This window comes from Plantactinospora veratri, assembly GCF_036421995.1.
In the GTDB taxonomy this organism is placed as follows: domain Bacteria; phylum Actinomycetota; class Actinomycetes; order Mycobacteriales; family Micromonosporaceae; genus Plantactinospora; species Plantactinospora veratri.
This window is the reverse complement of record NZ_JAZGQL010000005.1, coordinates 183872-207246: the sequence shown is the minus strand read 5'-3', so window position 1 is coordinate 207246 and position 23375 is coordinate 183872. Positions and strand designations below refer to the sequence as shown.

At 71.3% G+C, this 23375-nt stretch carries 19 protein-coding genes, 1 tRNA gene and 1 pseudogene; 12 read left to right on the top strand and 9 right to left on the bottom strand.

The features are described from left to right. Positions 1-41: 41 nt before the first annotated feature. The 5 genes from V1634_RS07130 to V1634_RS07110 form a co-directional block, all read right to left on the bottom strand. The gene (locus tag V1634_RS07130) at positions 42-1058 is read right to left on the bottom strand and encodes an amino acid ABC transporter permease (RefSeq protein WP_331206941.1); all 1017 of its coding nucleotides are present in this window, start codon (positions 1056-1058) and stop codon (positions 42-44) included. Positions 1059-1140: 82 nt separating this feature from the next. Next, positions 1141-1851: an amino acid ABC transporter permease gene (locus V1634_RS07125; protein ID WP_331206940.1), complete on the bottom strand. Its 711-nt coding sequence runs from the start codon at positions 1849-1851 to the stop codon at positions 1141-1143. 63 nt (positions 1852-1914) lie between these two features. Beyond that, positions 1915-2805 (bottom strand): glutamate ABC transporter substrate-binding protein, encoded by an 891-nt coding sequence (locus V1634_RS07120; RefSeq protein WP_331206939.1) that lies wholly within the window; start codon positions 2803-2805, stop codon positions 1915-1917. A 61-nt stretch (positions 2806-2866) separates the two neighbouring features. After that, positions 2867-3652 carry an amino acid ABC transporter ATP-binding protein gene (locus V1634_RS07115; protein WP_331206938.1) on the bottom strand — a complete coding sequence of 262 codons (786 nt, stop codon included), beginning with the start codon at positions 3650-3652 and terminating at the stop codon, positions 2867-2869. Positions 3653-3899: 247 nt separating this feature from the next. Further along, positions 3900-3995 (bottom strand) — tRNA-Sec (locus V1634_RS07110). Positions 3996-4305: 310 nt separating this feature from the next. On the opposite strand from V1634_RS07110, the gene V1634_RS07105 reads away from it, so the two are divergent. Further along, positions 4306-4788 (top strand): hypothetical protein, encoded by a 483-nt coding sequence (locus V1634_RS07105; protein ID WP_331206937.1) that lies wholly within the window; start codon positions 4306-4308, stop codon positions 4786-4788. Positions 4789-4821: 33 nt separating this feature from the next. Here V1634_RS07105 and V1634_RS07100 read toward each other — a convergent pair whose 3' ends face one another. Next, complete coding sequence (locus V1634_RS07100; RefSeq protein WP_331206936.1) at positions 4822-5070, bottom strand: DUF2277 family protein; 249 nt, start codon at positions 5068-5070, stop codon at positions 4822-4824. 80 nt (positions 5071-5150) lie between these two features. On the opposite strand from V1634_RS07100, the gene miaB reads away from it, so the two are divergent. Further along, positions 5151-6644: a tRNA (N6-isopentenyl adenosine(37)-C2)-methylthiotransferase MiaB gene (gene miaB, locus V1634_RS07095; protein WP_331206935.1), complete on the top strand. Its 1494-nt coding sequence runs from the start codon at positions 5151-5153 to the stop codon at positions 6642-6644. Positions 6645-6765: 121 nt separating this feature from the next. On the opposite strand, the gene V1634_RS07090 is transcribed toward miaB, so the two are convergent. Then, positions 6766-7974 carry a DUF349 domain-containing protein gene (locus tag V1634_RS07090; protein ID WP_331206934.1) on the bottom strand — a complete coding sequence of 403 codons (1209 nt, stop codon included), beginning with the start codon at positions 7972-7974 and terminating at the stop codon, positions 6766-6768. 209 nt (positions 7975-8183) lie between these two features. Here V1634_RS07090 and V1634_RS07085 point away from each other — a divergent pair. The 5 genes and pseudogenes from V1634_RS07085 to dapF form a co-directional block, all read left to right on the top strand. Continuing rightward, positions 8184-8915: pseudogene (locus tag V1634_RS07085) on the top strand (class III extradiol dioxygenase subunit B-like domain-containing protein); the annotation flags it as partial. 146 nt (positions 8916-9061) lie between these two features. Beyond that, the gene (gene miaA, locus V1634_RS07080; protein WP_331206933.1) at positions 9062-10009 is read left to right on the top strand and encodes a tRNA (adenosine(37)-N6)-dimethylallyltransferase MiaA; all 948 of its coding nucleotides are present in this window, start codon (positions 9062-9064) and stop codon (positions 10007-10009) included. A 234-nt stretch (positions 10010-10243) separates the two neighbouring features. Then, entirely contained in the window at positions 10244-11017 is a 774-nt protein-coding gene (locus V1634_RS07075; RefSeq protein ID WP_331206932.1) for an arsenate reductase/protein-tyrosine-phosphatase family protein, read from the top strand. Between the two features lie 13 nt (positions 11018-11030). Further along, the gene (locus V1634_RS07070; protein WP_331206931.1) at positions 11031-11426 is read left to right on the top strand and encodes a VOC family protein; all 396 of its coding nucleotides are present in this window, start codon (positions 11031-11033) and stop codon (positions 11424-11426) included. A 206-nt stretch (positions 11427-11632) separates the two neighbouring features. Next, on the top strand, positions 11633-12478 hold the full coding sequence (gene dapF, locus V1634_RS07065; protein ID WP_331206930.1) for a diaminopimelate epimerase: 846 nt from the start codon (positions 11633-11635) through the stop codon (positions 12476-12478). A gap of 237 nt (positions 12479-12715) precedes the next feature. On the opposite strand, the gene V1634_RS07060 is transcribed toward dapF, so the two are convergent. Next, the gene (locus tag V1634_RS07060; RefSeq protein ID WP_331206929.1) at positions 12716-14197 is read right to left on the bottom strand and encodes an NAD-dependent malic enzyme; all 1482 of its coding nucleotides are present in this window, start codon (positions 14195-14197) and stop codon (positions 12716-12718) included. Positions 14198-14775: 578 nt separating this feature from the next. On the opposite strand from V1634_RS07060, the gene hflX reads away from it, so the two are divergent. Both hflX and V1634_RS07050 read left to right on the top strand, forming a co-directional pair. After that, on the top strand, positions 14776-16227 hold the full coding sequence (gene hflX / locus V1634_RS07055; protein ID WP_331206928.1) for a GTPase HflX: 1452 nt from the start codon (positions 14776-14778) through the stop codon (positions 16225-16227). A gap of 81 nt (positions 16228-16308) precedes the next feature. After that, positions 16309-18138, top strand: a complete 1830-nt coding sequence (locus tag V1634_RS07050; RefSeq protein ID WP_331206927.1) for a hypothetical protein — start codon at positions 16309-16311, stop codon at positions 18136-18138. A gap of 72 nt (positions 18139-18210) precedes the next feature. Here V1634_RS07050 and lexA read toward each other — a convergent pair whose 3' ends face one another. Next, on the bottom strand, positions 18211-18996 hold the full coding sequence (gene lexA / locus V1634_RS07045; protein ID WP_107258606.1) for a transcriptional repressor LexA: 786 nt from the start codon (positions 18994-18996) through the stop codon (positions 18211-18213). 246 nt (positions 18997-19242) lie between these two features. Here lexA and V1634_RS07040 point away from each other — a divergent pair, with 246 nt between their 5' ends. The 3 genes from V1634_RS07040 (at position 19243) to V1634_RS07030 (ending at position 23296) form a co-directional block, all read left to right on the top strand. After that, the gene (locus tag V1634_RS07040) at positions 19243-19569 is read left to right on the top strand and encodes a LysM peptidoglycan-binding domain-containing protein (protein ID WP_331206926.1); all 327 of its coding nucleotides are present in this window, start codon (positions 19243-19245) and stop codon (positions 19567-19569) included. Positions 19570-19854: 285 nt separating this feature from the next. Next, positions 19855-20367 carry a transcriptional regulator NrdR gene (gene nrdR, locus V1634_RS07035; protein ID WP_331206925.1) on the top strand — a complete coding sequence of 171 codons (513 nt, stop codon included), beginning with the start codon at positions 19855-19857 and terminating at the stop codon, positions 20365-20367. Positions 20368-20437: 70 nt separating this feature from the next. Further along, the gene (locus V1634_RS07030) at positions 20438-23296 is read left to right on the top strand and encodes a vitamin B12-dependent ribonucleotide reductase (RefSeq protein ID WP_331206924.1); all 2859 of its coding nucleotides are present in this window, start codon (positions 20438-20440) and stop codon (positions 23294-23296) included. The last annotated feature ends 79 nt before the right edge of the window (positions 23297-23375 follow it).

Here is a 23375-nt window from a genome sequence, read left to right as displayed (position 1 = left end):
CGCCCACCTCCCCTGGCCCGCTGGGCCGAGGGGAGCGAGGCTCATCCCGGGTTGCCGGCTCCGGTGCCCGCACCGGCGCCGATCCCGGCCGTGGCGGTGCCGGGCTGCCCGGCCTGCGGCATGATCGACGGCGGTGCGGCCTGGGTCGGCAGGCCACGGGTCTTGCGGGCCTGGCCCATCCGCCGCTGCGCGTACTCGGCGAGCTTCGACAGCAGGTAGTTGAGCAGGATGTAGATGGCGCCCACCACCACGTACACCTGGATCGGGTTCGCCAGGTTGTCGATGATGTACCGGCTGACCCGGAGCACTTCCTCGTAGCTGATGATGAAGCCGAGCGAGGTGTCCTTGAGGACCACGATGAGCTGGCTGATCAGGGCCGGCAGCATGATCCGGAACGCCTGCGGCAACAGGATCATCCGGGTGGTCTGGAAGGAGCTGAGCCCGACGGCGTTCGCCGCCTCCCGCTGGCCGCCGGGCAGGCCCTCCATGCCGGAGCGGAGGATCTCGGCGATGACCACGCCGTTGTAGATGGTCAGGCCGATGACCAGGTACCAGAGGATGTCGCCGAGGTCGACGCCGAGGTCGGGCAGGGCGCTGGCGACGAAGAAGATGGTGATCACGACCGGCAGGCCGCGGAAGATCTCCACACAGAACCGGGTGACCGCGTTGAGCACCCAGCCGAGCCCGCGCAGCGTCCAGGCGGCCGGGGCGGGCAGCCCGACGAACCGCCGCTGCTTGAGCGTCTTGAGCTGCACCCGGAGGACGGCGAGCGCCGTACCGAAGATCAGCGAGCTGACGATCGCCAGCCCGGCCGCGATCAGGGTGGCGATGAAGCCGTCCCGCAGCCGCGCCCAGACCAGCGAGAACACCTCGTTGTTGGGGTCGATCAGCGGACCCCACTTCTCCATCGTGAACTGGCCGTTCTCGTCGAGCGGCCGGTAGACGAGGAAGTAGCCGAAGAGGGCGATGCCGACGACCGCGAGCAGGCTCACGATCAGGGTGATCCGGCGGGCCCGGGGCCCGGGGGCGTCGTAGAGCACCGCCTGCTGCTGGCTCATGCCGCCCCCTCGCTGTTCGCGCCCGCGCCGGTCCTCGCCCGGCTCTGCTCCGACAGGTTCATCGGGCTCTGCTCCGACACGTTCATCGGGCCGCCACCGCCCGGCGCCGCTCGATCCGGTCGAGCAGGATGCCCAGCGGCACCGTCATCACCAGGAAGCCGACGGAGACTCCGACGAAGACCGGGATGATCGGCTCCCCGAGTGCGCTGGTCAGGTTCTGCGCCGAGTTGGAGAGGTCGCCGACGACTCCGAAGAAGCCGGCGAGCGCGGAGTTCTTGATCATGGCGATGATCACCGATCCGAGCGGCACGATCGCGGACTTCCATGCCTGCGGCAGGACGACGTACCGCAGGTTCTGCCCGAAGGTCAGCCCGATCGCCCGGGCCGCCTCGGCCTGACCCGGCGACACGGCGTTGATGCCGCTGCGGATCGCCTCGCAGACGAATGCGGCGGTGTAGACCGCGAGTGCGATGACGGCGAACCGGAAGTACGGCAGGTCGATGCCGAGCCGGGAGAAGATGCTGGACAGCCCGGGGATGCGCAGGAAGTCGGCGTTGGAGCCGAGCGCCGGCAACCCGAAGGCGGCGAAGAACATCACGATCGTCAGCGGACTGTTCCGGAACACCGTCACGTACGCCGTGCCGATCCAGCGCAGCGGCGGCACCGGGGAGATCCGCAGGACCGCCACCAGGGTGCCGAGTGCCAGCGCCCCGATCGCGGACAGGATACAGAGCTGGAAGGTGAGCCAGAACCCTCCAACGAATACGTCGAAGTGTTCGACGAGCACACTCACGGGCACGCCTCTCTCATGGTCACCTTCCAGCTCCTACCTAACCGCTGCCGATGCCGGCGCTACTCAGTACCGGTTGACCGCCGGACCCTGCGGGACGTTCGGGTCGAACTTGCCCGCGGTGTCCTGCCAGGCCTTCGCGTACCGGCCGTCGGCGTAGATCTTCTCGAGGGTGGCGTTGATGAACTCGCGGAACGCGGTGTCGCCCTTCTTGACGCCGATCCCGTACGGCTCCTCGGTGAACTTCTCGCCGACGAGCTTCAGCTTGCCCTCGCTCTTGGCCACGTAGCCGAGCAGGATGACGTTGTCGGTGGTGACGGCGTCGACCTGCTTGTTGTTCAGGGCGTCGACGCACTTCTGGTAGCCGTCGAAGACCACCAGCTGGGCGCCGGGGCTGGCCGGGTTGGCCAGGTACTTCTTGATGTTGTCGGCCGGGGTCGAACCCTGCACCGAGCAGACCTTCTTGTCGCCGGCCTTGAACGAGTCGGGGCCGGTGATGGAGCTGTCGTCGGCGCGGACCATGATGTGCTGCCCGGCGACGTAGTACGGACCGGCGAAGTCGATCCGCTCCTTGCGCTTGTCGTTGATGGTGTAGGTCGCCACCACGATGTCGGCCTTGCCCTGCTCCAGGACCTCTTCCCGGACGGCGGACGGGGCCTCGATGTATTCGATCTTGTCCTCGGCGATGCCCAGCTCGCCGGCGATGATCTGGCCGATCTCGACGTCGAAGCCGGCCGGCTTGTTGTCCAGACCCTTGAGACCGAAGCCCGGCTGGTCGAACTTGGTGCCGATAGTGATCTTCTGTGCCTTGTTCAGCCGCTCCATCGTGGTGCCGGCCTCGAAGGTCTTGCTGCCGGCACCGGTTCCCGTGCCCTCTCCATCGTCACCGCCGCAGGCGGCCACGGTGAAGGCCAGTGCCGCGACCGCGGCCACCGCCGCCACTCGCGTGATGCGCATTGCTCTCTCCTTCTTCGACGGAGCGGCCAGACCCGGGGGCAGTCCGCTCCACTGTGGATACCTAGTGGGTGAGGATTTTGGACAGGAAGTCCTTCGCCCGCTCGCTACGGGGGTTCGCGAAGAACTCGTCCGGTGCGGCGTCCTCGACGAGCTGGCCGTCCGCCATGAAGATGACCCGGTTGGCGGCGTGCCGGGCGAAGCCCATCTCGTGGGTCACCACCACCATCGTCATGCCGTCACGGGCCAACGAGGTCATCACGTCCAGCACCTCGCCGACCATCTCCGGGTCGAGGGCGCTGGTGGGCTCGTCGAAGAGCATCGCCTTGGGCTGCATGGCCAGGGCGCGGGCGATCGCCGCCCGCTGTTGCTGTCCGCCGGAGAGCTGTGCCGGGTATTTGTCGGCCTGGTTCGCGATGCCGACCCGCTCCAGCAGCTTCATCGCCCGGTCCCGGGCGGAAGCGGCCTTCTCCTTGCGGACCTTGATCGGGCCGAGGGTGACGTTCTCCAGGATCGTCTTGTGCGCGAAGAGGTTGAACGACTGGAAGACCATGCCGACCTCGCTGCGCAGCCGGGCCAGGGCCTTGCCCTCGGCCGGCAGCGGTTGGCCGTCGAAGGTGATGGTGCCGGAGTTGATCGGCTCAAGCCGGTTGATCGCCCGGCAGAGCGTCGACTTGCCCGAGCCGGAGGGACCGATCACCACGACGACCTCGCCGCGGGCCACCGACAGGTCGACGTCCTGCAACACGTGCAGCGGGCCGAACCACTTGTTGACCCCGTCAAGCCTGATGAGCGGTCGGTCGGTCGTCGTCGCACCGGCCACTTCGCCCGCCTCGCTCCGCTCGGTCATGCCCCCACCTGTCTCGTTTCATGATCTGTCGCACCGGATCCAAGGCTGAATCGGTTACGCAACTCTAGGGGACCTGACGTGCTGGAATGTAATCGACTTCATCACGGGGCGATAACACCGGCAACGGTGATCGTGACGTTCCATGAAGATTCGCTAACTGCGAGTATCGGGTCGCTGCTCTTCATCCCGGTTCCGGTGGTCGGTCGCCTGCCGGAACCGGGCGAGCGGCCCGTCACAGGGAAAAAGTTGGCGGAGGCGTACGGGAATCGAACCCGCCCGACCGAGCTGCTCGGTCGCATCGGTTTTGAAGACCGTGAGGACCACCAGGCGCCTGCCCGCCTCCAGGTCGGACTATAGCCGTGCCCGAACTGTCCGGTGCCCGACCGCGCCGACCGGAACAGGCCACGCTGGGTGAGCGTCCCCGGCGAGCTGCGCCGGGGCGGGGGTACCCTCCGACTACAATAGGTAGTCAAGCGTCGTCTATTTCGGCGGATATGGTCACAGACCGGTAACTTAGCCGCTCTCGACCGGGTGTGCCCGGCACCATCGTGGGTGAGGCCGTTACACCCAGGCACCGGGGTACCCGGCCCGACGGGGGATGCCCGACCGAGACCCGGCATCCAGCCACGAACGATTACGGCGAGGAGGCGGCAATGATCGAGCTGTGGAACTGGAGGACGGAGGGGCGCGTCGCCGCCTCGGAGATCCGCCTCGCGCTCGCCGACGCGCTCGACGTACCGGTGCTGCCGCTCGGCGGGGTCGACCTGGCCCGGGTGCCGTCCGGCGCGTTGCTGGTCGACGTCTGGCATCGTCCCGGCGACTTTCCGACCTCCGTCGACTGCTACGGGGTGCCGGCCGGGCTGCCCGAGGTGGGCGCTGTCGCGGCGTTCGCCCGCCGGCTGGGCCGGGCCTGCCTGCTGCCGGACGACACCCTCGACGCCGGACGACACCTGCTGGTCGCCGCCGACGGCACCATCCGGCCCGTGCACCACGACGTGCGGGACACCGAGGACGGCGAGATCCTCTCCGAGCAGCGGCTCTGCACGGTGCTCAGCCCGCGCTGCCGGGGCTGGTCGCCCTGCCAGCGGTCGCGCTGGGTCCCCGACTCGGTCATCCCGGCACTCGCCGCCGCCTGATCGCCGGCCCGCTAGCCGGGCCGCCCTGGGCCGCTAGCCAGCCGGCTGGCCATCCCTCGCCGGCTGGCCGGCGCCGGAGCCCTTCACCACGAGCTGGTCGAGCAGGGTCCGGGTCGCCTCGGCCACCGCGGCCACCGCGGCGTCGAACGCCGCCGCGTTGTGCGCGGCCGGGGCGCGGAACCCGGAGATCTTGCGAACGTACTGCAACGCCGCCGCCTCGATGTCCGTCTCGGTGACGACCTCGGCGTACGGCTGGCGAAGGGTCTTGATGCTCCGGCACATGGCGCTACCTTCCGTGGCGGGTCGAGTGGACGTCCCGGGGGAACGGGCTTCCCGGGCCCTGCGGATACTCTGTCACTGTCATGACTACCGCAGCCCCCGGCAGCCCGCGCACCTATCAGGTGCGCACCTACGGCTGCCAGATGAACGTGCACGACTCCGAGCGGATCTCCGGGCTACTGGAGCAGGCCGGTTACGTGCGCGCGGCCGACTCCGACGACCCGGACGTGGTGGTCTTCAACACCTGTGCGGTACGCGAGAACGCCGACAACCGGCTCTACGGCAACCTCGGCCACCTGCGCCCGGTCAAGGACAAGCACCCCGACATGCAGATCGCGGTCGGCGGCTGCCTGGCCCAGAAGGACCGGGGCGAGATCGTCCGCCGGGCACCCTGGGTCGACGTGGTCTTCGGCACCCACAACATCGGCGCGCTGCCCGTGCTGCTGGAGCGGGCCCGGCACAACACCGCCGCCGAGGTGGAGATCCTGGAGTCGCTGGAGGTCTTCCCCTCCACGCTGCCGACCCGGCGCGAGTCGACGTACGCCGGCTGGGTGTCGATCTCGGTAGGCTGCAACAACACCTGCACCTTCTGCATCGTGCCGGCGCTGCGCGGCCGGGAGAAGGACCGCCGTCCCGGCGACATCCTGGCCGAGGTACGCGCCCTGGTCGCCGAGGGTGTGCTCGAGGTCACCCTGCTCGGCCAGAACGTCAACTCCTACGGGGTCGAGTTCGGTGACCGGCTCGCGTTCGGCAAGCTGCTCCGGGCCACCGGGGAGATCGACGGGCTGGAGCGGGTCCGGTTCACCAGCCCGCACCCGAAGGACTTCACCGACGACGTGATCGCGGCGATGGCCGAGACCCCGAACGTCTGCCACTCGCTGCACATGCCGTTGCAGTCCGGCTCCGACGACGTGCTCCGGGCGATGCGCCGCTCGTACCGGGCCGACCGCTACCTCGGGATCATCGAAAAGGTCCGGGCGGCGATGCCGGACGCGGCGATCACCACCGACATCATCGTCGGCTTCCCCGGCGAGACCGAGGCCGACTTCGCCCGCACCCTGGAGGTGGTCCGGGAGGCCCGGTTCGCCTCCGCGTTCACCTTCCAATACTCGAAACGCCCCGGCACGCCGGCCGCCACCATGCCGGACCAGCTTCCCAAGCAGGTGGTCCAGGAGCGCTACGACCGGCTGATCCGATGCGTCGAGGAGATCACCTGGGCGGAGAACCGGAAGCTGGTCGGCACTCCGGTCGAGGTACTGGTCGCGGTCGGCGAGGGGCGCAAGGACGAGCGCACCGGACGGCTCTCCGGCCGGGCCCGGGACGGCCGGCTGGTGCACTTCGCCGCCGGCTTCCACGAGGGGAGGATCCGGCCCGGCGACATCGTGCACACCACGGTCAGCTACGCCGCCCCACACCACCTGAACGCCGACGGGGAACCGCTGGCCCACCGGCGTACCCGGGCCGGTGACGCCGCCGAGGCGGGCCGGGCACCGCGTACCCCCGGGGTGTCGCTCGGGCTGCCCACGGTCGGCGTGCCGCCGCCGCTGCCCGCGTCCGCGGCGGCCTGCGACCGCTGAGGTGTCCTGACCCGACGGTGGCCGGCACGACCGGCCACGGTCGACGGTACGCCGCTGGCGCCGCCAGCCTGGCCGCTTGTTGTCGCGGCCCGGGGCGGGTACGCCCGCCCCGGGGGTAGGTTCAGCTCGCCTGTTCGGCCAGTTCGAGGAAGCGGCGCTTGGCGGCGAGGGCCTGCTCGGCCTCGCGGATGCGCTTCGCGTCGCCGGCCGCCTGGGCCCGGGCCAGCCGCTGCTCGGCCTCGGCGACCTGGTCACGCATCTGCGCGAGCAGCGGGTTGGCCGACGGCTCGGTCCGCCGCCACGCCGAATCCATCGCCTGGCGGACCCGCTCGTCCACCGCACGCAGCCGGCGGTCCAGGTTGGCCGCCGCGTCCCGGGGAACCCGGCCCGCCTCGTGCCACTGCCCCTGGATCTCCCGCAGCTTCGCCTGCGCGCCACGCGGGTCACCGTCGACGTCGAGCGCCTCGGCCTCGGCGAGCAGGGCCTGCTTGCGCTCCAGGTTGCCGCGCTGTTCCGCGTCCCGAGCCGAGAAGACCTCGCTACGCCGGGAGAAGAAGCTGTCCTGGGCGCCCCGGAACCGTTCCCAGAGCCGCTCCTCGGCCTCCTTCGAGGCGCGCGGCGCGGCCTTCCACTGTGCCATCAGCTCCCGCAGCCGGTTGGCGGTCGCGGCCCAGTCCGTCGAGTCGGCCAGCGACTCGGCCTCGACGACCAGCTCCTCCTTGGCCGCCTGAGCCTGCTTACGCTGGGCGTCCAGGGTGGCGAAATGCGCCCCACGGCGCCGGGTGAAGCCGTCCCGGGCGGCCGCGAACCGCTTCCACAGCTCGCCGTCGGTCTTCTTGTCGACGCCCCGGATGGTCTTCCACTCGTCGAGGATCTCCTTGAGCCGGTCCCCGGCGGTCTTCCACCCGGTGGATTCCGCGGCCAGCTTCTCGGCCTCCTCGACCAGGGCCGTCTTCCGGGTCACCGCCTCGGCCCGGGCCGTCTCCCGGGCCGCCCGCGCCTCGCCGGCCTTGCCCTCGGCGACCGTGGCCAACCGGTCCAGCCGGGCGGCGAGCGCGTCCAGGTCGCCGACCACGTGCGCGTCGGCGAGCGACGCCCGCAACCGCCGGATCGTGGCGAGCGAACCCGACGGGTCCGCCGCCCCGGAATTGAGTCGGGCCTCGGTCAGGTCGACCTCGGTGACCAGGTCGGCGAAGCGGCGGGCGAAGTGGGCCAGACCTTCCTCCGGCGCACCGGCCTGCCAGGAACCGACCACCCGCTCACCCTCGGCAGTCTTGACGTAGACGTTGCCGTCCGCATCCACCCGTCCAAAGGCAGTCCAGTCACTCATGAGCCCATCCTCGTTCTCCCGGCGCTGCCGGGGATGGGGGTCCCCGGCGGTCGCCGCCACGGCGCAGCGAAGTTTCTCCCGGCATTGTCACAGGTCCAACCCCGTCCGCGTCGAGCGCCTATCGTCGACCGTGACCATACGGTGTCCTAGACCGCACCCGGATCGTCTGGCCAACGGGTGTAAGGTTCGCTGCCCGCTACGGTGGTGGCGTGCCACTGGTCGCCGCCGCGGTCTGCCCGCATCCCCCGATCATCGTCCCCGAACTGGCCGCCGCTGCCGCCGGTGAGCTGGATGATCTCCGTCGCGCCTGCGTCGACGCGGTCCGCCGGCTGCTGGCCAGTGAGCCGGACGTCGTGGTCCTGGTCGGGGCCGGGGCACAGACCGTACGGCACGGGCCGGGCGACTCGGGCAGCCTCCGGCCGTACGGGCTGGACCGGGTGCTGCGGCTCGGACCGGGCGGCGCCCGCACCGGCCCGGCGGAGCTGCCGCTCAGCCTGCTGGTCGGCGCCTGGCTGCTGGACCGGGCCGGTGCGACCGGACCCCGGCGGGGACAGAGCGTGGCCACCGACGCCCCGGTGGACGAGTGCCGGCGGATCGGTGCCGAACTGGTGGCTGATCCGGCCGAGCGGATCGCGCTGCTGGTGCTGGGGGACGGGTCGGCCCGCCGGGGCGAACGCTCCCCCGGGTACGACGACCCGCGCGCCCGGCCCTACGACGACCAGGTCGCCGCAGCGCTCCGGGACGGCGACGGCCCGGCCCTGCTCGGCCTGGAGCCGGAGCTGTCGACCCGGCTGCTGGTCGCCGGTCGGGCACCCTGGCAGGTACTCGCCGCTGCGGCGGCCCGCAGCGGCGGACCGTGGCACGGCGACCTCGTCTACTACGCGGCGCCCTACGGCGTCAGCTACTTCGTGGCCACCTGGACCCCGTCCGGCCCCGACCGGCCACCACCGGCGTCAGGTGGCCCGGCGCCGTTGTCGGTCTCCGGTGGCCCGCAGCGGTTGTCGGTGTCCACTGGCCCCGAGCGTATGTCGGTCTCCGGTGGGCCGGAGCGGTCGGCGCAGTCCGGCGAGCCGGGCGGAGAGCCGGCATGAGCGCGCGAGGTCGGGTCGTCACGGTCGTCGGCCCCACCGCCACCGGCAAGTCCGGGCTCAGCATCGAACTGGCCGAGGCCCTCGGCGGCGAGGTGGTCAACGCCGACTCGATGCAGCTCTACCGTGGGATGGACGTCGGAACCGCCAAGCTGACCCCGACCGAGCGGGCCGGGGTACCGCACCACCTGCTGGACATCTGGGCGGTGACCGAACCGGCGAGCGTGGCGGCGTACCAGGCGCTGGCCCGGGCGGCGGTCGACGACATCCTCGCCCGGGGACGGGTACCGCTGCTGGTCGGCGGCTCCGGGCTCTACGTCCGGGCGGTGGTCGACGAGTTCGAGTTCCCCGGTACGGATCCGCTGGTCCGGGCCCGGCTGGAGGCGGAACTCGCCGAGTCGGGGCCCGCGCCGCTGTACGCCCGGCTGCGCGCCGCCGACCCGTTGGCCGCGGAGAACATCCTGCCCAGCAACGGGCGGCGGATCGTACGGGCGCTGGAGGTGATCGAGCTGACCGGAGCGCCGTTCACCGCCTCGCTGCCCCGGCCGACGCCGTACTACGACACCATCCAACTCGGGGTGGACCGGGAGACGGCGGCGCTGGACGAGCGGGTCGCCGTACGTGTCGACAAGATGTGGGCGGACGGCCTGGTCGCCGAGACCCGGGCGCTGGCGGAGCAGGGCCTGCGGGAGGGTCGGACCGCCAGCCGGGCGCTCGGTTACCAGCAGGTGCTCCGGCTGCTCGACGGCGAGATCTCCGAGCCGGAGGCGCGGGCCGACACGATCCAGGCGACCCGGCGGTTCGTGCGGCGGCAACGCTCCTGGTTCCGCCGCGACCCCCGGATCCACTGGTTGGACGGGGCCCGGGACGATCTGACCGAGACGGCCCTGGGCCTGGTCGCCGAGGCGTCGGCCGACGCGCCCGCACGCAGTCCTGATGGACGGTGACCTGCTGCCGGCCGAGACGACGGCGCGTCCGGCCAGTCCGGTCGCGAACGTGGTCGGGCCGGCGATCACCGCTCGTCGGGGCAGGGTGACCAGCCGGGTGGGAGATCGGGTGGTGCCGCGAAGACTCCCGGCCGTGATCGTCGACCCCGGTCCGATCGGCACCGCGTCGGGGGATCCGGTCTGTTCATCAAATCAGCTTGATGCATCATTTTGTTTTGATGTATCTTCCGGATCGTGGAATCGACGGGTCAAGGTGCCCCCGCGTTCGTACGCCTGGCTGCCCATCCGCTGCGCTGGCGGCTGCTGAAGGAACTCGCGGGCAGCGACTACCGGGTCCGCGAGCTGGTGACGCTGGTGGGCGAGCCACAGAACCTCGTCTCCTACCACCTGCGGCTCCTGCGCGACGGCGGCCTGGTCAGCACCACACGCAGCAGCTTCGACGGTCGGGACAGCTACTACCACCTGGATCTGGACCGCTGTGCGGACGGACTGGCCGACACCGGGGCGGCGCTGCACCCGACGCTGCGCCGGGAACCGGCCGCGCCTCACCTCCCCTCGGTGGACCTGCGGCGCTCGCCCCGCATCGGCGTGCTGTTCGTCTGCACCGGCAACAGCGCCCGCTCCCCGATCGCCGAGGCCCTGCTCCGGCACCACACCGCCGGTGCGGTCGAGGTGGCAAGCGCCGGTAGCCGACCCAGGCCCCAGCTGCACTCCAACGCCGTACGGGTGCTGCGGGAGGAGTTCGGCGTCGACATCGCCGGCCAGCGACCCCGGCACTGGGAAACCGTCTCCGACCGCCGGTTCGACTACGTCGTCAGCCTGTGCGACAAGGCCCGCGAGGTGTGCCCCGACTTCCCGGACCAGCCCCGGCGGGTGCACTGGAGCATTCCCGACCCCGGCGCTGGCGACACCGACCGGGCCGGCTATCCCGTGTTCCGCCGTACGGCAGTCGAGATCGACAACCGGGTCAGGCACCTGCTGCCCGTCCTGCGCGCCACCCGATCCTGAAGGAGAACCAGCCGTGACAGCCTCCGACCGGTACGCCAGCGTCCGCTACGTCGTCGACGACGTCCGCGCCGCCGTCGACTTCTACACCACCCATCTCGGTTTCACCCTGCACACGAGTGCCGTCCCCGCCTTCGCCGACGTCGTACGCGGTCCGCTGCGGCTGCTGCTGTCCGGCCCGGCCAGTTCCGGCGCCCGGGCCACCCCCGACGATGCCGACGTCGCCGGACGCAACCGCATCCACCTGATCGTCGACGACCTGGACGCCGAGGTTCGCCGGCTGCGCGACGCCGGACTGCTGTTCCGCAGCGGCCTGGTCACCGGCCACGGCGGACGCCAGATCCTGCTCAGCGACCCCGCCGGCAACCTCGTCGAGCTGTTCCAACCCGTGCAGCACCCGGAGGCCCCCTGACCGGGATCGGCATGATCGACACTGGCCCGGAACCGGCCTCCTCCCGCTTTGCCGGGACTGCCGAGCCTGCTGGGGTGGCTGGGGCTGCGGAACCCGCTGCGGCCCTCGGGGTGTCCGATGCCGCAGAGGCGCTCCGCCCCGCATGATCCCCGGGCTGGGTGGAGGGTGCCCGGCGGGCGCGGCCGGCGCTCGGGGATGATGGAGGGGTGCGGTTCACCAAGGGCCACGGCACGGGTAACGACTTCGTGCTCCTGCCCGACCCAGACGGCCAACTCGACCTGAACCCGCCGGTCGTGGCGGCGCTCTGCGACCGTCGTCGCGGCATCGGCGCGGACGGGGTGCTCCGGGTCGTCCGGGCGGCCAAGCACCCGGACGCGGTCGGCTACGCCGACACCGCCGAGTGGTTCATGGACTACTGGAACTCCGACGGCTCCCTCGCCGAGATGTGCGGCAACGGGGTGCGGGTCTTCACCAGATATCTGATCTCCAACGGGCTGGCCGAGCCGGTCGACGGCGGCCTGCCGATCGCCACCCGCGCCGGGGTGGTCCGGACCGAGGTGACCGCCGGGGAGATCGCGGTCGACCTCGGGCCGCCCCGGATCACCGGAGGCTCCGTGGCCGCGCTCGGCGGACTGACCCTGGCCGGTACCGCGGTGGACTGCGGCAACCCGCACCTGGTCTGCGTACTGCCGACCAGCATCGAGCTGGCCGGACTCGATCTCACCCGCTCACCCGACTTCGACCCGGCGGTCTTTCCGACCGGCGTGAACGTCGAGTTCGTCACCCCCGCCCAGCCGGTCGGCGGCGCCGATCTGCACGTGCGGATGCGGGTCTACGAGCGCGGCTCGGCGGAGACGCTCTCCTGCGGCTCCGGCGCCTGCGCGGTGGCGGCGGTGGCGTTGCGCGACGCTGGGCGTACCAGTGGAACCGTGGCTGTGGACGTGCCCGGCGGCCGGCTGACGGTGACCCTGGACGACGAGAGCTGCTGGCTCGCCGGCCCGGCGGTGCTGGTGGCGAACGGCGAGCTGGACCTGGCCGCTCTCGCCGGCTGAGCCCCGGCTCGAGGTCGGCGGGATCGCCGCGTCCGTCCGCGCCCGGCGAGGATTCCCGCTCCCGGTTGGTCCCGGATCCAGTGTGGTCGGGGTCGGACGCTGACGGTTTCCTGATCGGCCGACGCCGCTGACGGTTTCCTGATCGGCCGACGCCGCTGACGGTTTCCTGGTCGGCCGACAGCCGAGCCGGCCGACCAGGACAGCCGACAGCCGACAGCCGACAGCCGAGCCGGCCGGTCAGCTCGACAGCGGGCTGGCCGGAGCGGCGGCCTCGGCGGCGATCTCCGGCAGGTCGGCCGGCCCGGGGTCCGCGGCCGGCGGCGGAGTGGGGTGCTGCGCGGCGGCCCGGACGGCGGCAGCCACCGCCGGTGCCACCCGGGCATCGAAGACGCTCGGCACGATGACCGTCGGGTTGATCTTTTCTGCGCCCACCACGTCGGCGATCGCCCGGGCGGCCGCGATCGCCATCTCCTCGGTGAACTCCTCGGCGTGCGCGTCGAGCATGCCTCGGAAAACGCCCGGGAAGGCGAGCACGTTGTTGATCTGGTTCGGCTGGTCGGACCGGCCGGTGGCGACCACCGCCGCGTGCTTGCGCGCCTCCCGGGGGTCCACCTCCGGATCCGGGTTGGCCAGCGCGAAGACGATCGAGTCGGGTGCCATCGTGGCGATGTCGTCGCCGGTGAGCAGGTTGGGGGCGCTCACCCCGATGAAGACGTCCGTGCCGCAGAGGGCTGCCTTCAGGTCACCGGAGAAGGCGTCCCGGTTCGTGTTCTCGGCGAGCCACTGCCAGGCCGGGTTCAGCCCTTCCAGGTTGCGGTGCAGGGGGCCCTGACGGTCGTACGCGATGATGTCGCCGACGCCCTGCCGGAGCAGCAGCTTCATGATGGCCGTACCGGCGGCACCGGCGCCGGAGACGACCACCCGGACGTCCGCGAGCTTCTTGCCGACCACCCGTAGCGCGTTGGTGAGCGCGGCGAGCACCACGATCGCGGTGCCGTGCTGGTCGTCGTGGAAGACCGGAATGTCGAGCAGTTCGCGCAGCCGGTTCTCGATCTCGAAGCACCGCGGCGCGGCGATGTCCTCCAGGTTGATCCCGCCGTACTGCGGTGCGATCGCCCGGACGATCGAGACGATCTCGTCCGGGTCCTGGGTGTCCAGCACCACCGGCCAGGCGTCCACCCCGCCGAAGCGCTTGAAGAGCGCGGCCTTGCCCTCCATCACCGGCAGCGCTGCCGCCGGACCGATGTTGCCGAGTCCGAGTACGGCCGAGCCGTCCGTCACCACCGCGACGGTGTTCCGCTTTATGGTCAGCCGCCGTGCGTCGGCGGGATTCTCGGCGATGGCGAGGCAGACCCGGGCAACCCCCGGGGTGTACGCCCGGGAGAGCTCGTCCCGGTTGCGCAGCGCCACCTTCGGCGAGACCTCGATCTTTCCGCCCAGGTGCAGCAGGAAGGTCCGGTCGGAGACCTTGCGGACGTCCACTCCGTCCAGTGCGGTCAGCGCCTGCACCACCTGGTCGGCGTGGGTCGCGTCGGCGGTGTCGCAGGTCAGGTCGACGACCACGGTGGTGGGGTCGGAGTCGACCACGTCGAGTGCGGTGACGATCGCGCCGGCCTCGCCGACGCAGGTGGTCAACCGGCCGATGGCCGAGGCGTCCGCCGTTACGCTGATCCGGATCGTGATCGAGAATCCGGCACTCGGCAGTCGGGTGATCGCCACGTGGTCCTCCGTCGTCTTTCCCGCGGCCTCGCTGCCGCCGTCAGCATTCTCGCCTGCCGGATCCGACCCGCCGTCGGCCGGGCCCGCCCTCGGTCGCCGCCCGGCGACCCGCACCACCCTAGGCGGACTCGGCAACGCCGCCGACGCCAGCCCGCCCGGTCGGCCGGCAGCACCCGGTCGGGCAGCACCGGGCCTGTCGGGATCCGCTCCGGCGCGGACCGGACGGAGGGGAATTTCCCACTGCCAGGGGACGTTGACCATCCCGGGTGACGGTGGACCGCCCGGCCCGTCGCGGCCGGACCGTTGGGCGTCGCGGCCGGCTCGGTGGGCGACCGGAGCGGCTCGAAGAGACCGTGGGCCCTGAGACGTAGGGCGTGCGCCCGACGGGTATATAGCGGGTGCGTCCGACCGGCGCACGTGTCACGATTGATTGCCACCAGCGCGCAGAGCGTAACCAATGCGACGAGAAGTCGCAGAGCGCGCAGACGACGCAGGAGGCGTCGGAAGTCCCGACCGGCCGAGCGGACAGGCGCCGCGGACGGCGGGACCGGCGGAGAGACCAGATCAGGAGGATCGGCTTGCGAGACCAGGAAAGCTTCGTTCGGCTGGCGGACGAGGACCTCGACGCCATCGTCATCGATGGCGACGTCACCACCGGCGAGTTGGAGTTGGAGGACCGCCAGGCGCTCCGTCGGGTCGCGGGCCTCTCGACCGAACTGGCCGACGTCACCGAGGTCGAATACCGGCAGCTCCGGCTGGAGCGGGTGGTCCTGGTCGGCGTCTGGACGGACGGCACGGTTACCGACGCGGAGAACTCCCTCGCGGAGCTCGCCGCCCTCGCCGAGACGGCCGGTTCACAGGTGCTCGAGGGCCTGATCCAGCGGCGCAGCCGGCCCGACCCGGCCACCTACATCGGTCGGGGCAAGGTGGACGACCTCGGCTCGGTGGTGCTGGCCTCCGGCGCCGACACGGTGATCTGTGACGGTGAGCTCTCCCCGTCCCAACTGCGCAACCTGGAGCAGCGCACCAAGGTCAAGGTGGTCGACCGGACCGCGCTGATCCTCGACATCTTCGCCCAGCACGCCAAGAGCCGGGAGGGTAAGGCGCAGGTCGAGCTGGCGCAGCTCGAATACCTGCTGCCCCGGCTGCGTGGTTGGGGTGAGAGCCTCTCCCGGCAGGCGGGTGGTAGCGGCCGCGGCGGCGGCGCCGGTGGCGGTGTGGGGCTGCGTGGTCCCGGTGAGACCAAGCTGGAGACCGACCGGCGCCGGATCCGGATCCGGATCTCCCGGCTCCGTCGGGAGATCAAGAACATGCGGACGGCCCGGATCACCAAGCGGGCCCGGCGGGCCCGCAACAACGTACCGGCGGTGGCCATCGCCGGCTACACCAACGCGGGCAAGTCCAGCCTGCTCAACCGGTTGACCAACGCCGGGGTACTGGTCGAGGACGCCCTCTTCGCCACGCTGGACCCGACGACCCGCCGGGCGTACGCCGCCGACGGGCGGGTCTACACCCTGGCCGACACCGTCGGGTTCGTCCGGCACCTGCCGCACCAGATCGTCGAGGCGTTCCGCTCCACGCTTGAGGAGGTGGCCGACGCCGACCTCGTCGTGCACGTGGTCGACGGCGCGCACGCCGACCCCGAGGAGCAGGTCCGGGCGGTACGCGAGGTGCTGGCCGAGGTCGGTGCGGACAAGCTCCCCGAGCTGCTGGTGGTCAACAAGACCGACGCGGCCGACGAGGAGACCCTGCTCCGGCTGAAGCGGGAGTGGCCGGACGCGGTCTTCGTCTCCGCGCGTACGGGTCGCGGTGTCGACGAGGTCCGGGCGGCGATCGAGGCCCGGCTGCCCCGACCGGCGGTCGAGGTTCGTGCCGTGCTCCCGTACGACCGGGGTGACCTGGTCGCCCGGGTGCACCGCCGGGGCGAGGTGCTCGGCACGGCGCACCTGCCGGAGGGGACGAAACTCCACGTACGGGTGGACGAGGCGCTCGCCGCGGAGTTGGCGCCGTACCGGGAGGTAGTGGCGTGACCGGCCGCGCCGCCAACCGGTGACGGAGCGTTGATCACGTCGCTTCCCCGGTTGGCGGCATCAGCATGCGACACTGGTCGGATGCGGCGAGTCCTCTCCATGGTGCTGGTTGCCTCCGGCGTGCTCGGGTTGACCCTGGGCCTGCTCGGGGCCAGCCTCGGTTTCGGAGCTGTCGCGGCCTCCGCCGCTGCCGGCAAGAAGGTCTGCACCGTCACCGACGAACGGATGACGGAACTCTCCGGAATGATCGCCACGTCCAGTGGCTACGTGATGATCAACGACGGGAGTGAGGACGAGAGCCGGGAGCGGGTCTTCCTGCTGGACACCAAGTGCAAGCTGAAGAAGGCCGTCCAGTACCCGACCAGTCCGCGCGACCCGGAGGACCTCGCGCTCTCCGCCGACGGCAAGACGGTCTGGATCGCCGACACCGGTGACAACGACACCGAGCGGCGGACCAGCGTCGTGCTCTGGAGTATGCCGATCACCGGCGCCTCGAAGCCGGTGCTGCACCGGTTGACCTTTCCGGGCAACAAGCGGCACGACGCCGAGGCGCTGCTGATCGGCGCCGACAACGTGCCACTGATCATCACCAAGTCGACCGGCAAGGCGGAGATCTACCGCCCGAGCGCGGCGCTGGAGAAGAACAACGGCGAGGGCGTACCGCTGGCGAAGGCCGGCGAGATCACCCTGCCGAAGTCCTCCACCGCCAACCCGTTCGGCGGGGCGGGGCGGGTGACGATCACCGGCGCGGCCCGGTCGCCGGACGGCGCCCGGGTCGTCCTGCGCACCTACGCGGACGCCTTCGAGTGGGACGTCCAGGGCGACGACCTGGTCAAGACCCTGACCAGCGGGACGCCTCGGATGACGGCCCTGGCCGACCCGTTCGGCGAGGCGATCGCCTACACGCCGGACGGCAAGAGTTTCCTCACCGTCTCCGACGTGGCCTCGCTGGACGAGGAACTGGACGTGACGGTGCTCAGCTACACCCCGGCCAAGGAGGTGGCGGCGACGGCCGGCGGGTCCGGGGCCGACACGAAGAAGTCCGCGAAGTCCTGGACGGATTCGCTCACCCTGGACGACATCACCTACCTCATCGCGGCCGTGGGGGTGCTCGGCGCCCTGCTGGTCGGGCTCGGCATCTTCGGGATCGTGCGGGCCCGCCGTCGACCCCGGGAGGATGGCCTGGGCGCCGTCGGGCCGGACGGTGACGACGTCGATCCGAGGGCCGGTCGGGAGGGGATGCCGGGCGGTGACCGGGATCGCTCCGGGGGCCGGCGGGCCGACTACGACGACGGGTCGAACTGGGGTCCGGCCCGCTCCGGCGGGTACGACGACGGCTACCGCTCCGACCGTCCGGCGGACGACTACGAGCCGGCCGGCCGGGGCAGGCCGGCGGGCGGCGGTGTGTACGGCGGAAAGCCCGCCGACGGTGGTGTCTACGGCGCGAAGCCGGCCGGCGGCGGAGGCGTCTACGGCGGCCGTCCCCAGGGCGGCGGTGGCGGCCGCCCGCAGGCCGGCGGCGGTGGACGCCCGCAGGGTGGCGGTGCTGGCGGTGGACGCCCGCAGGGCGGTGGTCGTCCCCAGGGTGGCGGCGGTCGTCCCCAGGGCGGTGGCGGTCGCCCGCCCGGCGGTGGCGGTGTGTACGGCGGGGCTCCCGCCGGCGGCGGTGCTCCGGCCGGCCGGCCCCGGGCCGGTGGCGGCGGCGTGTACGGCGGCCAGCCGTCCGGCGGCAACGGCAACGGGCGGGGTGGTCGGCCGGGACCGGACGACCAGTGGGGCGACCAGCGTGGCGGGCCGCCGCCGCGGACCGGCCAGGGTGCCGGGCCCCGTGGTGGTGCTCCCCGAGGTGCGCAGTACGGCCAGCCCCGGCAGCGCTCCGGCGGCCAGCCCGACGACTACGACTACCGCTGACCCGGCCAGCCCGGGCGGGTACCCCGGCCGACGGCCGGGCACGGGTACCGCTGCGGACCGGCCGGGTACGCGTCAGATCCGGCGGAGTACCGCCACCACCCGGCCCATGATGGTGGCGCTGTCACCGGCGATCGGGTCGAAGGCGGAGTTGGCCGGCATCAGCCAGACGTGCCCGTCCCGGCGGCGGTAGGTCTTGACGGTCGCCTCGCCGTCCAGCATCGCCGCGACGATCTCTCCCGAGTTCGCGGTCGGCTGCTGGCGGACGACCACCCAGTCGCCGTCGCAGATCGCCGCGTCGAGCATCGAGTCACCCTTGACCTGGAGCATGAAGACCTCGCCCTCGCCGACCAGTTCGCGGGGGAGCGGGAAGATGTCCTCGACGGCCTGCTCGGCGAGGATCGGGCCACCGGCGGCGATCTGACCGAGCAGCGGCACGTAGGCCGGGGTGGGACGCTGGGCCCGGGCCGTCTCGTCGTCGATCATCTCGCTCGGCGGACGCACGTCGACGGCACGGGGGCGGTTCGGGTCGCGCCGGAGGAAGCCCTTCCGCTCCAGTTCCTTGAGCTGGTAGGCCACGCTCGACGGGGAGACCAGGCCGACCGCCTCGCCGATCTCCCGGACGCTCGGCGGGTAGCCGTAGCGCTCCACCCAGTCCCGGATGAACTCCAGGATCCGCCGCTGCCGGGCGGTGAGGTCCGCGGAGACCAGGTCGGGGAAGGTGCTGACCACCGGAGTGACCGCGCGCAGTGCGGGGGCACCCTCCCGGGCGCGCGGCCCGGCCGTGCGTCGGGCGGCCCGGCTGCCCGGTGCGCCGCTCTTCTGGGGCTTCTGCCGGCTCGTCCGGTCGTCGGTCGACACGTCGTCCTCCTGGTGGCGGTGGGGTGCCTTGGCGGCTCGTGGTGCGTCGTGGCCCGGCCCGGTCCCGCGTTTCGTGCGGTCCCGGTGTCGGTGTTCAAAACCGTATAGGTGAGATCACATAGTTTCAAACATCTGTACGACATTCTGTGCGGCGTGTCGCCTCCGTCGGCTCGACATCGAACGCCTGTTCTGATAAACCATCGTACGTCCGTTCGTTCGAACTCCTGTTCGATCTTGGAGGTCACGATGGGTGCGACGGGATACCCGAGGGCTTCCCGGGGCGGTGGCCGGCTTCGGCTCACCCGGCGGGGGCGGCTGGTCGTGACGGTGCTCCTGCTGCTCCTCGTGGCAGGGCTGGCGGCGATCCTCTCGCCCGCCTCCCGGGCCGCCGACCCGCCCCGGTCGGCGGAGACGGCGGTGGTCCGGCCCGGTGACACCCTCTGGTCCGTGGCCGAGCGGCACCGGCCCGGTGGGCGCCCGTTCGCGGTGATTGACGAGATCCGCCGGCTCAACGACCTCGACGACTACACGGTGTACGCCGGTCAGCGCCTGATCCTGCCGGCGAAGCGGTAACCGTCCCGTCGGTGCCGCGGTTGGAAGATTTGCGGGCCGCGCCACGCCCTGTTCAACTTGACCTCGGCTGTTCCGCGACATACGGTCGACCCCTAGATGTAGTAGTGACAAGGGTGTAAGTAGCCTAGAAGTTGGGGTTCCGTTACCCGCAGCTCTCAGGTACGCACAGCACTGCGGAAGCCGCCGAGGGTGGCTGACCGCCGGTGTCGGCTGCCTGTGGGCGGGTCCGTCTTTTCCGGCGGGCCGCGGGCGCGGGTGGTCCCGGCGGTGCGAAGGAGGTCGGCGATGCGGTGTCCGTACTGCCGGCACGCCGACTCCCGGGTGGTCGACTCGCGGGAGGCCGACGACGGCCAGTTGATCCGGCGCCGGCGGGCCTGCCCGGAATGCGGCAAACGGTTCACCACCGTCGAGGAGCCGGTGCTCGCGGTCGTCAAGCGCAGCGGCGTCACCGAGCCGTTCAGCCGGACCAAGATCATCGGCGGGGTGCGGAAGGCGTGCCAGGGCCGGCCGGTGGACGACGACGCGATCGCCCTGCTGGCCCAGCGGGTCGAGGAGACGGTCCGGGCCAGGGGCGCGGCCGAGATCCCCAGTCACGACGTGGGGCTGGCCATCCTGGGCCCGCTGCGCGAGCTGGACGAGGTGGCCTACCTGCGCTTCGCCAGCGTCTACCGGTCGTTCGAGTCGCTGGACGACTTCGAGCGCGAGATCGAAACGCTGCGGGCGGCGGCGGTGGCGCGGAACCGTCCGGCGGCGGACGGCGTCGGGGCCGTCCAGCCGGCGGGCGAACCGGCCAGTTAGTTCGTTCTGGTAACAGATCAGCGAAGCCGTACGACGGGAAGAGTCGTGCGTGCGTAAGGGGGCGGATGAGATGTCGGGGGAAGGTGTGACAGCAAGTAGGTCACGGACCCGGGCGGCGACGACGGCCGGCCTGAAGGTCGAGCGCGTCTGGACCACCGAGGGGGTGCACCCGTACGACGAGGTGACCTGGGAGCGCCGGGACGTCGTCATGACGAACTGGCGGGACGGCTCGATCAACTTCGAGCAGCGGGGCGTCGAGTTCCCGGACTCGTGGAGCGTCAACGCGGCCAACATCGTCACCACGAAGTACTTCCGGGGCGCGGTCGGCACGCGAGAGCGGGAGTGGTCGCTCAAGCAGCTCATCGACCGGGTGGTGAAGACGTACCGGGCGGCGGGGGAGCAGCACGGCTACTTCGCCAGCCCGGCCGACGCCGAGGTCTTCGAGCACGAGCTGACCTGGATGCTGCTGCACCAGGTGTTCAGCTTCAACTCCCCGGTCTGGTTCAACGTCGGCACCGCCTCGCCGCAGCAGGTGAGCGCGTGCTTCATCCTCGCCGTCGACGACTCGATGGACTCGATCCTCGACTGGTACAAGGAGGAGGGGCTGATCTTCAAGGGTGGCTCCGGCTCCGGGGTCAACCTCTCCCGGATCCGCTCCTCCAAGGAGCTGCTCTCCAGCGGCGGCACCGCCTCCGGCCCGGTCAGCTTCATGCGGGGCGCGGACGCCAGCGCCGGCACCATCAAGTCCGGCGGTGCCACCCGGCGGGCCGCCAAGATGGTCATCCTGGACGTCGACCACCCGGACGTCGAGGAGTTCGTCCTCACCAAGGCGCGCGAGGAGCACAAGATCCGCGCGCTGCGGGACGCCGGCTTCGACATGGACCTCGGCGGCTCCGACATCGTCAGCGTGCAGTACCAGAACGCCAACAACTCGGTCCGGGTCTCCGACGAGTTCATGCGGGCGGTGCAGGACGGTGGCACCTTCGACCTGCGCGGCCGGCTGGACGGCGCGGTGATCGAGACCATCGACGCCAAGGGGCTGTTCCGGACCATCTCCCAGGCCGCCTGGGAGTGCGCCGACCCCGGCCTGCAGTACGACGACACGATCAACGACTGGCACACCTGCCCGGAGACCGGCCGAATCACCGCCTCCAACCCGTGCTCGGAGTACCTGCACCTGGACAACTCCTCGTGCAACCTGGCCTCGCTCAACCTGATGAAGTTCCTCCGCGCCGACGGCGGCTTCGAGGTGGCCAGGTTCGTCAGGTCGGTCGAGCTGGTCATCACCGCGATGGACATCTCGATCTGCTTCGCCGACTTCCCGACCGAGAAGATCGGCGAGACCACCCGGGCGTACCGGCAGCTCGGCATCGGGTACGCCAACCTCGGCGCGCTGCTGATGGCGACCGGCCACCCGTACGACTCGGAGAGCGGCCGGTCGGTGGCCGCCGCGATCACCTCGCTGATGACCGGCACCGCCTACCGCCGCTCCGCCGAGCTGGCCGGGGTGGTCGGCGCCTACGACGGGTACGCCCGCAACGCCGAGCCGCACAAGCGGGTGATGCGCAAGCACGCCGCCGCGAACGACGCGATCAAGCCGACCGGCGCGGTCGCTGGCGAGATCGTCCGCGAGGCGACGAAGCAGTGGACCCAGGGCAACAAGATCGGTGACAAGTCCGGCTGGCGCAACGCCCAGGCGTCGGTGCTCGCCCCGACCGGCACCATCGGGCTGATGATGGACTGCGACACCACCGGGGTCGAGCCGGACCTCGCGCTGGTGAAGTTCAAGAAGCTGGTCGGCGGCGGCTCGATGCAGATCGTCAACCAGACCGTCCCGCGCGCCCTGCGCAGCCTCGGCTACCCCGAGGAGCAGGTCGAGGCGATTGTCGAGCACATCTCCGAGCACGGTCACGTGGTGGACGCGCCCGGGTTGAAGCCGGAGCACTACGCCGTCTTCGACTGCGCGATGGGCCAGCGCTCGATCGCCCCGATGGGGCACGTCCGGATGATGGCCGCCGTGCAGCCGTTCATCTCCGGCGCGATCTCCAAGACGGTCAACATGCCGGAGTCGGCGACCGTGGAGGAGGTCGAGGAGATCTACTTCGAGGGCTGGAAGCTCGGTCTCAAGGCCCTGGCGATCTACCGGGACAACTGCAAGGTCGGCCAGCCGCTCTCCGCCGCCAAGAACGAGAAGGAGAAGGCGGTCGAGCCGGCTCCGGCGGAGAAGGCGGTCGAGAGGGTCGTCGAGTACCGGCCGGTGCGCAAGCGGCTGCCGAAGAAGCGCCCCTCCGAGACGGTCTCGTTCTCGGTCGGCGGGGCCGAGGGCTACCTCACCGCCTCGTCGTACCCGGACGACGGTCTCGGCGAGGTCTTCCTGAAGATGTCGAAGCAGGGCTCCACGCTGGCCGGGGTGATGGACGCCTTCTCGGTCGCCATCTCCATCGGCCTGCAATACGGTGTGCCGCTGGAGACGTACGTCAGCAAGTTCACCAACATGCGGTTCGAGCCGGCCGGGATGACCGACGACCCGGACATCCGGATGGCGGCCTCGGTGATGGACTACATCTTCCGCCGGCTCGCGCTGGACTTCCTGCCCTACGAGCGCCGGGCGGAGCTGGGCATCTTCACCGCCAAGGAGCGGGCCGCGCAGTTGCGGGCCGAGGCCGAGGCGGAGGGCGCGGTGGATCTCGCCGCGATGGCCGCGTCGGCACCGGTGGAGACGGCGAAGCCGGAGCCGGCGGCGGAGCAGCCGGTCGAGGTGGTGGCGGAACGGCCGGCGCCGAAGGTCGGCTCCTCCACCGAGCTGCTGGAGGCGGTGCTCGGCACGGCGGCGGACGCCCCGCTCTGCTTCACCTGCGGCACCAAGATGCGTCCCGCCGGCAGTTGCTACGTCTGCGAGGGCTGCGGTTCCACCTCCGGATGCAGCTGAGACCGGCTGACCTCGGCTGACACGAGTGACCGCCCGACCCGACCGGGGTCGGGCGGTCGCCGTGTCCGCCCCCGGTCGG